We start from the raw sequence: 10,678 nt of genomic DNA, 5'->3' as shown, positions 1-10,678 counted from the left end.
ACTTTCAGAATCAAACATATTTTAGAAATAATTATCTAAAATATGTTTCTTATATATTTATCTTTAATAAAATATTGCCTTTATATAAATCCTTTAATTATTTAAGGTGTTCTTTATAAAAAGGCTTATTACCATTTTACTTCGAATTTTTTTCGCAAAATTATTGCAACTGTATTTAATGAAATTAGAATTGTTAATAACACCACAATCCCAGCTGCTGTTTTTTCTATATACATTCCCTCAGGCATTCCAGCCCAAGTAAATAACTGCGCTGGCATAACAGTTGCAGCTTGTGTTACCATTGATGGAGCATCAGGAATAAAAGCAATCATTCCTATGATAATCAAAGGAGCTGTTTCTCCCATTGCGTGAGCTAAACCAATAATTGAACCTGTTAAAACTCCTGGAAATGCGAGTGGTAAAACATGGTCCCTTGTCACTTGAATTTTATTAAGTCCCAAACCATAACCTGCTTGTCTTATACTATCAGGTACAGCTCGAAGAGCTGCTCGTGAGCTAACAATAATAATAGGTAAAGTCATAAGTGCAAGGGTTAAACCTCCAACTAATGGTGAACTTCGTGGCATTCCAAATAGATTTATAAATATAGCAAGACCTAAAAGACCAAATAAAATAGATGGAATTGCTGCTAGATTATTGATATTTATTTCTATAAATCTTGTAAATTTATTGTCACTTGAAAACTCTTCTAAATAAATAGCTGTCATTACTCCAATTGGAAAAGCCACTATCATAGTAATTATTAATGTAAGAACAGAACCAATAATTGCTGAATAAAGACCTGCATATTCAGGGATTTTTGAATCACCTTTTGTAAAGAAAATAGCATTAAATCTGTTTTTAATTAATCCTTGAGAAAGTAAATCTTCCACAAAAGATATTTCATTCTCTTTTAGTTTATGATGGTGACCTTTTAAATATTGATCAACTTGGTCATCTGCTAAAACCCAAGTAGTTATGGTTGTATTCATATAATTTGGATTTTCTTTAAGTAATGCGGGAATATCTCTAAGCCATGCTCTTGAAACTAACTCCCTATATTTTTTATCAACGGCAAATCTTGTATCATCTAAAGATTTTTCATTAAAAGTAACTTCTGTTTGAATGTAAGCTATTTTAAAAGCAGGGATTGCTTTTCCAACAATATCAAATAAGAAAAATGATAAAAAAGCAATAGAAAAAAGCAATGAAGTTAAAGTAAACTTTTTAAATCTAGCCGCACTTGCATGTCTTTTTTTTAGTGTTGAATCATAAAATGGATTATTGTTTTGTTTTTCTTTTTTTCTTTTAATCATAATGTATTCACTTTATATTTTTCTTTGAATTTTCTAATAAGATATAATGAAATCATATTTAGAATCAAGGTCACTACAAATAAAATTAACCCTAATGCAAATGCTGAAAGTGTTTCAGGTGAATTAAACTCAAAATCTCCAACAAGTGAATTAACAATGGTAACAGTAACCGTTGTCATATCTTCAAGTGGATTCCAAGATAGATTTGGTCGAAGTCCTGCTGCCATAACAACAATCATAGTTTCACCCAAAGCTTTTGAAAGACCAAGCAGTGAAGCTGAAATAATTCCAGGCATTGCTGAGGGTAAAACTATATTTTTGATAGTTTCCCCATGTGTCATTCCAAGTGCAAAAGCTGCTTTTCTTTGAGAATCAGGAACTGCCCTAATCACATCATCTGATAGTGATGAAATAACAGGAATAATCATAATTCCCATTACAACACCAGATGCAAGTGCTGAATTAAAAGTAGCTTCAAGACCAAAAAACTCAGCGATTTGCACAACCAAAGGCGCTACTGTAATTGCTGCAAAAAAACCATAAACAACAGTTGGAATCCCAGCTAATATTTCTAATAAAGGTTTTAAATAATCTCTTACTGTTGCACTTGCATATTCACTCATGTAAATTGCACTTCCTAAACCAACAGGAATAGCAACACCTAATGCAATTATGGTTATTACAAATGTACCTGCAAATATTGGTAATGCACCAAATTGACTTCCTATTACCCCTGGTGACCATGTAGCTCCTGTTATGAAATACCAAAAACTTCTCAATTTAAAAAACTCTATTGCTTCAAAAAGAATAGAAAATAAAATTCCAAATGTAGTCAAAATTGAGATAATGGCAGCACCAATTAAAGCGAATTTAATTAGTTTTTCATTTACTTCTCTACTTCTTTTTCTTGATTCAAAAGTACTCAAAACTTTTGCCTTTATAATTAATTTATATGAAATTTTAAATAAAAATAGTTACATGATGGTTACAAGAAGTATAAAAAAGTTTATAAGATACTAGAAATAGGTTTACTTGAACCTTTTGAAGCCTTTTTTAATACATTTAAAGTGCTATCAAAATTAGAGATATTTGAGTTGGGATTTATTTCAATAATGGCAGATGCTACGGACAATAAATTAAAACTTCTTTCAATATTGAATCTATCTTTTGCAATTAAAAGACCTTTTTCTTTGTCTTTTTTTGAGTAAAGGTTTTCAACAGAATTTTTAAATTCTATTTGAACCTTATTTGTTAAATCAAAAACTTTTTCAAATTCATGATTTCTTAGGCCAACAAAAAAATCATCCCCACCAATATGTGCTATAAATGAATCTTTTGGGTATCTTTTTTGTAGAAGTTCAGAAAAAATTAAAATAGCTCTATCTCCTAATCTAAATCCGTAAATATCATTAAATGGTTTAAAGTCATTAAAATCAAAATAGATTATATGAGTAGTATTTTTTTGATTTTCTCGTAGAGTTTTTTCTATAAATTTCTCTATTTGGTTATTTCCTGGAAGTTTTGTTAATGGATTTTGATTTGTTGCTATTTCTATATTTCTTTTATATGAAAGCGTCAAAAGTGAATTTAGATTAATAAAACCTCTATATTTATTTGATTGTGTAATAAATATTCCTAAAGCATCTTTTGAATTTTGGTTATACATTTCAAGTATTTTATCAATTCCCCAAGATATTTCAACACATAAAGATGGTTTTAAATATTTCATTAAACTAGAAGAAAATGTTTTATTTTGAGCAAGTGATAATCCATATTGAGAATAAGATATTTTTTTTATATCAGCTTCATAAATAATTCCTAAAAAATTATCATATTCATCAACTATTGGAACAAAATTGTTTTTTGTTGATTCCTTAAAATGTACAAAAAGTTCATACAAAGAACTATTTATACTAAGTGCAATAATTGGCTCAATAAACTCTTCATCAATTGTTGCATTTGGATTATTTCTTTTATCTTCATTTATTAAAGTAACAATATCATTGTAAATACTTTTTATTTCATTTGTTTCAATAGTAGGTTTTTGCACTAAATATCCTTGAATAAAATCAGCTCCAATATCTTTACAAGTATAAAACTCTTTTACTGTTTCAATACCCTCTGCAATTACTTGCATTCCCATAATATGAGCCATTTCTATAATTGAAGAACAAAAAAGTTTTTTCTTTGAATCTTGGTCTATATTTGAGATGAAGAATCTGTCAAGTTTAATGATTTGTGCTTCACTAAAATATAATAATTTAAGACCAGAAACTCCAATTCCAAAATCATCAATTGCAATCGAAAAACCTTCTTCTTTATATCTTTGAATCATTGTTGATAGTGCATTTTGTTCTATTGCTGTACCTTTTTCACTTAGTTCAAAACAAATAACACTTTTATTTAATTTGTATTTTTTTAATATTTTAGAAGTATTCCCATAAGAAAAGGTTTTATTATAAATTATTCGATTATCTAAATTATAAAATAATTTTAAATTTTCAATTTTAATATTTGAAAATTTTTTAATAGCTTTTTCTCTTAATTGCAAATCTAATTCATATAAATAATCATCATTAAAAGCCATATTAAATAAATCATCAATCGCATTTAATCCAGAAATATTTTGAACATTTCTAATAAGTGCTTCAACAGCATAAAGTTTACCAGTATGAGAGTGAATAATGGGCTGAAAAGCATAGTCTAATTTATCAATTATTTGATTCCAATTTGGCATAGTTACCCTAAATTTTAGATTGTAATATCACTATTAAGTTTTTACCTCTTTGTTCGCGTCAACAGATAAAAACTTAATAATGATACTCTTATGAAAAAAAGAAGATAAAATCCTCTCTTTTCATAATGTAGTATTATTTCAGTTTTTCAGCTGTTAATTTCTCGCTACTCATAACTCTTTTTCTAGCATCATTTCTAGTTTTTTCATCTAAAGTGATTAATCCAATCTCTTTTAAAATACCGTCATTTCCTATCATTTTCTCAGACATAAATAAGTTTGTGTATTCTTTTAAAGCAGGAACTTCTTTTAGGTGTGAATTTTTGATATAAAAGTACATTGATCTTGCAACTGGGTATTTACTAGATGAGATAGTTTCAGGAGTTGGTTGAATATTATCAACACTTAAGCCAACAACTTTATCTTTATTTTCTTCTAAAAATGAATAACCAAAAATACCTATCGCCGCTGGATTTTTAGTTAATTTTTGAACAATTAAATTATCATTTTCTCCTGATTCTACATAAACACCATCAGTTCTAATAACCGAATATTTCTCATATTTTTTATTTGTTTTTTCATCAGCTTTAAATAAATCTGTATAAACTGGCATTTTTTCAAATACATGTTGTAATATCAATTCTTCGAATGAATCTCTAGTTCCTGATGATTTTGGTGGTCCATAAACGATTATTTCTCTTGAAGGCAATGTTGCATCAATATCTGACCATTTTTTATATGGATTTGCAATTAATGATTTTCCATCTTTTGAAGGAACTTGCTCCGCAACTGCTAATGCTAATTGAGCTTTTGTCACATTAAATGAAGCAACTTTAGAATCTTGAGCAATTGCGATTCCATCAAAACCAATTAAAGCTTCAGTTATATCAGTAACACCATTTTCTTCACACATCTTAAGTTCTTTATCTTTCATTCTTCTTGATGCATTCGCAATATCAGGAGTATTTATATCAGCACCTGAACAAAATAGTTTCATTCCACCACCAGTTCCAGTTGATTCAACAACAGGTGTAGGGAATTTTGTAGTTGATCCTAATTCTTCAGCAACTGAAGATGAAAAAGGGTAAACAGTAGATGAACCAACAATTTTGATTTGATCTCTTGCGCTTAAAGCTGTAGTTAATATTGCACTTGCAAATAGTGCCATAGATATTTTTTTGAAAGTCATTCTTTTCTCCATATTTTATTTATGGTGAAAGTTTAATGATAGTTGGTTACTTTTTGGTTACTTCTTCTTTTGTAAACTTAAGTTCAAATTCTTTGCAGGTTCTTATAAAAAGTTCTTCACAATCATTTGGTTTATAAATAATAGCTTCTGTCCAAATATCATTTTCTTGAACTTTACAAAAGTTTATTGTAGTGTAGGGTTTATTGTTTTTGTAGTGGATGTAAGTTTTATTAAGTTCTAACATAAAAAAGTTAATGGATTTTATAATCCATTAACCTCGATTAGTCTAGATTGATGATCAGCAATAAGAGGATCAATCACTTCATCAAACAGACCATCATTCATGATGTAATCAAGTCTATATAAAGTCAAGTTGATTCTGTGATCACTGATTCTATTTTGTGGATAGTTATAAGTTCTAATTCTTCCACTTCTATCACCAGTACCCACTTGTTCTTTTCTAGTAGCACCTTCTGATTCCATTTTTTTGTTCATTTCTATGTCATAAAGTTTGGCTTTTAAAACTTTCATAGCTCTGTCTTTATTTTTGTGTTGAGATTTTTGATCTTGATTTGTTACAACTATTCCTGATGGAATATGAGTGATTCTAACAGCCGAGTCTGTAGTATTTACAGATTGACCACCATTTCCACTGGCTCTCATAACATCAATTTTTAAATCATTTGGATTAATTTCTACTTCCACATCATCAACTTCAGGCATAACAGCAACTGTAATAGCTGATGTATGAACTCTTCCTTGTGATTCAGTTGCAGGAACTCTTTGTACTCTATGTGTACCACCCTCAAACTTTAGTTTTGAGTAAACATGGTCACCTTTAATTAAAAATACAATTTCTTTATATCCATGTGATTCGCTCTCACTTGAGCTCATGATTTCAACTTTCCAACCATTGTTTTCTGCATATCTTAAATAACCTCTAAAAAGGTCACCTACAAATATTGCAGCTTCATCGCCACCTGTACCAGCTCTTATTTCTAAATAGATATTTTTATCATCATTAGGATCTTTGGGAATCATTAAAAATTTAATTTCATCTTCAAGTTTTGGTTTTCTTGTTTCTAATTCTTTGAGTTCTTCTTTTGCTAAGTCACCTAGTTCTGGATCATCAAGCATCATTTTGTTTTCATCAATGTCATCCATTAATTTAACATACTCTCGAGCTTTAATAACAATCGGTTGCATATTTGACTGCTCTTTTGATAAAGCAGTCATTCTTTTTATATCATCTGTAATATCAGGAGCCATTAATAAATTATTAATTTCTTCATATCTATTTATAAATGGTTGTAGTCTGCTTTTTAACATAAATTATATAGCGTTAACTTTGATTTGTAATCTACTTACTTTTCTAGCTGCAGTTTCTTTTTTAATGATACCTTTAGATACACAATGGTGTAAATATTTGTTCGCAATTTTCATAGTTTCAACTGCTTTTTCTTTATCAGCTGTTTCGATTGCTGCTAATACATTTTTTGTAACATTCTTGATTCTAGTTTTATAAAATCTGTTTCTTTCTGTTTTGATTCTAGTTTGTCTAGCTCTTTTCTCAGAAGATTTGTGATTTGCCATTTTTTTAACCTCTTTGTAAAATTTTTAAGGGTAGAATATTACCTAAAGTAACTTAAACAGAGTTTAATTTTAGGAAGATTTAATGAAACTATTCGGAACAGATGGTGTTAGAGGAAAAGCTGGTGATTTTTTAGATGCAATAACTGTATTAAAATTAGCTAAAGCTGCTGGTATATATTTTAGAAAGCATTCAACAACCAAAAAAATACTTGTAGGAAAAGATACAAGAAGAAGTGGTTACATGATTGAAAATGCACTTGTTAGTGGCTTAACAGCCGTTGGATACGATGTTATTCAAATAGGACCAATGCCCACACCTGCAATTGCGTATTTAACAGAAAGTATGCGATGTGATGCTGGAATTATGATTTCAGCTTCTCATAATCCTTATGAAGACAATGGAATTAAATTTTTCGATAATCATGGAGATAAATTAAATACTGCCTGTGAAGAAGCAATAGAAGCAATTTTTAATGATGATGAATTAATGCAAAATGAGCAAGTAACAGGAAGAAATATCGGTGCTTCAAAAAGGATTGATGATGTTATTGGAAGATATATCGTATCAATTAAAAGTTCATTTCCAAGAGATTTAAATTTAAGTGGTTTAAGAATAGTTCTTGATTGTGCAAATGGAGCAGCGTATAAAGTTGGACCTACAATTTTACAAGAATTAGGTGCTGATGTAATTGTTGTAAATAACAAACCAGATGGCTTTAATATAAACGAAGATTGTGGAGCAATGCATCCTGAACATATTGGTAAATTAATAAGAGAATATAGAGCGGATATTGGTCTTGCACTTGATGGCGATGCTGATAGATTGGTTATCATTGATGAAAAAGGTGAGGTTGTTGATGGTGATAAACTAATTGGTGCTTTATGCAATTATTTAAACGAAGAGAAACTTTTAAGAGGTAATGGTTGTGTAGCAACTGTAATGTCAAATAAAGCTTTAGAAGATTATTTATCTAAAAAAGGAATTGAATTATTTAGATCAGATGTTGGTGATAAACATGTTCTTGAAATAATGAAGAAAAAAGGTATTAATTTTGGTGGGGAACAAAGTGGACATATTATTTTTTCAGATGCTGCAAAAACAGGTGACGGTTTAGCCTCTGCTTTACAAGTTTTAGCATTAATTATTAAATCTGGAAAAAAAGCTAGTCAAGTTCTAAATCCTTTTGAGTTATACCCTCAAATTTTGCATAATATGAAAGTTATAGAAAAAATTCCTTTAGAAAAAATAAAAGGTTTAGAAGAGATTTTAAAACCAATAAGAGAAAAAGGGATAAGAGATTTAATAAGATATTCAGGAACTGAAAATAAAATTAGATTACTTCTTGAGGGGAAAAATAAAAAAAATGTTGAAGATGCAATGGAAACTTTAAAATCATTTTTCAAAAAAGCATTATGAAAAAAGAATTGAAAATTGCAATAACTATTTTTATAGTCGTTTTTATAATAGACCAAGTAGTTAAATTTGGTTTTGCAAATTTATCTTGGGATGTAGATGGACCTTATATGTCTTTAAAATTGGCATATAATTATGGGGTTGCATTTTCTATGTTTTCATTTTTAGAACATAATTTAAAATATATTCAATTAGTTATTATTTTAATTGCAACACTATATTTATTCAAAAATAAGAATGTTTTTAAAGAGTATTATATAGCAATTGCATTGCTATATGCAGGGGGTTTATCTAATATTTTAGATAGATTTACTTATGGTGGAGTTGTTGATTATTTTTATTGGCATCATTGGTTTGAGTTTGCAATTTTTAATATAGCAGATGTGATGATAGATTTAGCCGTTGTAATAATTATTTTTAAACAAATTAAACAATCTCGTGAAGAAAAAAAACAAAATGAGATTAAATCTTAGAGTTTTGTAGCTTAAAATAAATTTAGCTATAATCCAACAAATTTTAGAAAATGACAGGAAATTAATATGGGTCAAACAATAACAGAAAAAATTTTTAGTGAGCATGTTGGTCATAATGTATATGCAGGAGAGATTGTAAGAAGTCCAATTGATATGGTAATTGGTAATGATATTACAACTCCAATTTCAATAAAAGCATTTGAAGATGGTGGTTTTGAGAAATTAGTAAATCCTGAGGGTTTTGCTATTGTTCTTGACCATTTTATTCCAGCAAAAGATATAGCATCAGCAAATCAAGCAAAAATCTCAAGAGATTTTGCAATGAAACATGATTTAAAATATTTCTTTGATGAAAAAGATATGGGAATTGAACATGCGCTTTTACCTGAAAAAGGTTTAGTCTTACCAGGTGATGTTATTATTGGTGCTGATTCACATACATGTACACATGGAGCTTTAGGAGCATTTAGTACGGGTATGGGAAGTACAGATATTTCTTTTGGAATGATTACAGGTGGAAACTGGTTTAAAGTTCCTGAATCAATCAAAGTTATTTTTAAAGGAAAGCCAGGACCTTATGTAACTGGAAAAGATTTAATTTTAGAAATTATTAGAATCCTTGGTGTTGATGGAGCTTTATATAAAGCTTTAGAATTCACAGGTGATACAATTCAATACTTATCAATGGATGATAGATTTTCATTATGTAATATGGCAATTGAAGCTGGTGCTAAAAATGGAATCGTTGCATATGATGATGTTACAAAAGAATTCTTAGATAAAACAGCAGAGTTAAATGGTGGTTTAAGAGCAGAACCAAAAATTCATTATAGTGATGCTGATGCTGTTTATTGTCAAGTAATTGAAATTGATGTTGAAGCCTTAAATCCTGTTATTGCATATCCATTTTTACCATCAAATGGTCACTCAGTAAATCAAGCAGTTACTGATAATATTAGAGTTGATCAAGTATTTATTGGAAGCTGTACAAATGGAAGATTATCAGATTTTAAAGTTGCAGCTGAAATTTTAAAAGACAAAAAAGTTGCACGACATGTAAGACTAATAGTAACACCAGGAACTCAAAAGATTCTAAGAGATGCAACAAAAGCAGGTTACATTGATATTTTAATTGATGCAGGTGCAGTTGTGTCAAATCCTACATGTGGAGCATGTTTAGGTGGATATATGGGAATTTTAGGTGATGGGGAAGTTTGTATTTCTACAACTAATAGAAACTTTGTTGGAAGAATGGGTTCAAGAAGCTCAAAAATATATTTAGCAAATAGTGCCGTTGCAGCAGCAAGTGCTATTTCTGGATATATTACAGATCCAAGAAGTTTATAAAAATGAAAACTCCTTTTGAAATTACTTGTGTAATTTTAAGTGGAGGTAAAAGCTCTCGAATGGGAGAAGATAAATCTCTTCTTCCCTTTTTTTCTTCAAAAACTCTCATACAATATCAATATGATAGATTAAAACCTTATTTTAAAAATATTTATATTTCTTCAAAAGTAGATAAATTTGATTTCTTAGAAAAAGATTTTTTGATTTTAGATGAAAAGCAAGATATTTTCTCGCCAATATTGGCATTGGATACTATATTTAAAAAATTTAAAAATCAGAAAATTTTTATAATTACAGTTGATACACCTTTTGTATCGATTGATTCAATTGACAAACTAATAAAAGAATCAAAGGATTATGATATTTGTGTTGCTCAAACAGAAAAAACACATAATTTATGTGGAGTTTTTTCATCTAATATAAGCTTAACTATTAAAACAATGATTGAAAATGATATACATAAAATTGGTTATCTATTGAAAAATAATATTCATAAAATCTTAAAATTCCCAAATAATGGTGAATTTATAAATATCAACGATAAAGATGATTATAAAACTGCATTAAATAATATAAATTTTGCTTATAATAATTAAAAGCTAAAGCAAATCA

Annotated in this window: 11 protein-coding genes; 4 read left to right on the top strand and 7 right to left on the bottom strand. The window is 28.8% G+C overall.

The window, feature by feature from the left end; all coding sequences use genetic code 11:
* Positions 1–128: 128 nt before the first annotated feature.
* The 7 genes from pstA to rpsT form a co-directional block, all read right to left on the bottom strand.
* Positions 129–1,316, bottom strand: coding sequence for a phosphate ABC transporter permease PstA (gene pstA, locus B0174_RS11125; RefSeq protein ID WP_108560903.1), 1,188 nt, complete (start codon positions 1,314–1,316; stop codon positions 129–131).
* A complete protein-coding gene (gene pstC, locus B0174_RS11120; RefSeq protein WP_108560900.1) occupies positions 1,313–2,242 on the bottom strand; it encodes a phosphate ABC transporter permease subunit PstC in 930 nt (309 codons plus the stop codon). Before pstC ends, pstA begins: the two co-directional genes overlap by 4 nt.
* Before the next feature lie 80 nt (positions 2,243–2,322).
* Positions 2,323–4,053, bottom strand: coding sequence for a GGDEF domain-containing protein (locus B0174_RS11115; RefSeq protein ID WP_108560897.1), 1,731 nt, complete (start codon positions 4,051–4,053; stop codon positions 2,323–2,325).
* A gap of 133 nt (positions 4,054–4,186) precedes the next feature.
* A complete protein-coding gene (locus B0174_RS11110) occupies positions 4,187–5,239 on the bottom strand; it encodes a substrate-binding domain-containing protein (protein WP_108560894.1) in 1,053 nt (350 codons plus the stop codon).
* Between the two features lie 46 nt (positions 5,240–5,285).
* Entirely contained in the window at positions 5,286–5,483 is a 198-nt protein-coding gene (locus B0174_RS11105; RefSeq protein ID WP_108560891.1) for a DUF1653 domain-containing protein, read from the bottom strand.
* Positions 5,484–5,500: 17 nt separating this feature from the next.
* On the bottom strand, positions 5,501–6,568 hold the full coding sequence (gene prfA / locus B0174_RS11100) for a peptide chain release factor 1 (protein ID WP_108560888.1): 1,068 nt from the start codon (positions 6,566–6,568) through the stop codon (positions 5,501–5,503).
* 3 nt (positions 6,569–6,571) lie between these two features.
* A complete protein-coding gene (rpsT, locus tag B0174_RS11095; RefSeq protein WP_108560885.1) occupies positions 6,572–6,832 on the bottom strand; it encodes a 30S ribosomal protein S20 in 261 nt (86 codons plus the stop codon).
* 82 nt (positions 6,833–6,914) lie between these two features.
* Between rpsT and glmM the strand changes: the two genes are divergently transcribed.
* The 4 genes from glmM to mobA all read left to right on the top strand — a co-directional run bounded on the left by glmM (position 6,915) and on the right by mobA (position 10,662).
* Positions 6,915–8,249 (top strand): phosphoglucosamine mutase, encoded by a 1,335-nt coding sequence (glmM, locus tag B0174_RS11090; protein ID WP_108560882.1) that lies wholly within the window; start codon positions 6,915–6,917, stop codon positions 8,247–8,249.
* The gene (lspA, locus tag B0174_RS11085; protein WP_108560879.1) at positions 8,246–8,719 is read left to right on the top strand and encodes a signal peptidase II; all 474 of its coding nucleotides are present in this window, start codon (positions 8,246–8,248) and stop codon (positions 8,717–8,719) included. Before glmM ends, lspA begins: the two co-directional genes overlap by 4 nt.
* Before the next feature lie 66 nt (positions 8,720–8,785).
* A complete protein-coding gene (locus tag B0174_RS11080) occupies positions 8,786–10,066 on the top strand; it encodes a 3-isopropylmalate dehydratase large subunit (RefSeq protein WP_108560876.1) in 1,281 nt (426 codons plus the stop codon).
* Positions 10,067–10,068: 2 nt separating this feature from the next.
* Positions 10,069–10,662, top strand: a complete 594-nt coding sequence (mobA, locus tag B0174_RS11075; protein WP_108560873.1) for a molybdenum cofactor guanylyltransferase MobA — start codon at positions 10,069–10,071, stop codon at positions 10,660–10,662.
* The last annotated feature ends 16 nt before the right edge of the window (positions 10,663–10,678 follow it).

The organism is Arcobacter caeni, from assembly GCF_003063245.1.
In the GTDB taxonomy this organism is placed as follows: Bacteria; Campylobacterota; Campylobacteria; order Campylobacterales; family Arcobacteraceae; genus Aliarcobacter; species Aliarcobacter caeni.
The sequence above is the reverse complement of the archived record's forward strand: the minus strand, read 5'-3'. Positions and strand labels throughout refer to the sequence as shown.

What these genes read in the sequence shown, in the direction of transcription:
- glmM (WP_108560882.1), top strand. Translation starts at nt 6,915, where the DNA reads ATGAAACTATTCGGAACAGATGGTGTTAGAGGAAAAGCTGGTGATTTT.
- prfA (WP_108560888.1), bottom strand. Translation starts at nt 6,568, where the DNA reads ATGTTAAAAAGCAGACTACAACCATTTATAAATAGATATGAAGAAATT.
- B0174_RS11080 (WP_108560876.1), top strand. Translation starts at nt 8,786, where the DNA reads ATGGGTCAAACAATAACAGAAAAAATTTTTAGTGAGCATGTTGGTCAT.
- pstA (WP_108560903.1), bottom strand. Translation starts at nt 1,316, where the DNA reads ATGATTAAAAGAAAAAAAGAAAAACAAAACAATAATCCATTTTATGAT.
- lspA (WP_108560879.1), top strand. Translation starts at nt 8,246, where the DNA reads ATGAAAAAAGAATTGAAAATTGCAATAACTATTTTTATAGTCGTTTTT.
- rpsT (WP_108560885.1), bottom strand. Translation starts at nt 6,832, where the DNA reads ATGGCAAATCACAAATCTTCTGAGAAAAGAGCTAGACAAACTAGAATC.
- mobA (WP_108560873.1), top strand. Translation starts at nt 10,069, where the DNA reads ATGAAAACTCCTTTTGAAATTACTTGTGTAATTTTAAGTGGAGGTAAA.
- B0174_RS11115 (WP_108560897.1), bottom strand. Translation starts at nt 4,053, where the DNA reads ATGCCAAATTGGAATCAAATAATTGATAAATTAGACTATGCTTTTCAG.
- B0174_RS11110 (WP_108560894.1), bottom strand. Translation starts at nt 5,239, where the DNA reads ATGACTTTCAAAAAAATATCTATGGCACTATTTGCAAGTGCAATATTA.
- B0174_RS11105 (WP_108560891.1), bottom strand. Translation starts at nt 5,483, where the DNA reads ATGTTAGAACTTAATAAAACTTACATCCACTACAAAAACAATAAACCC.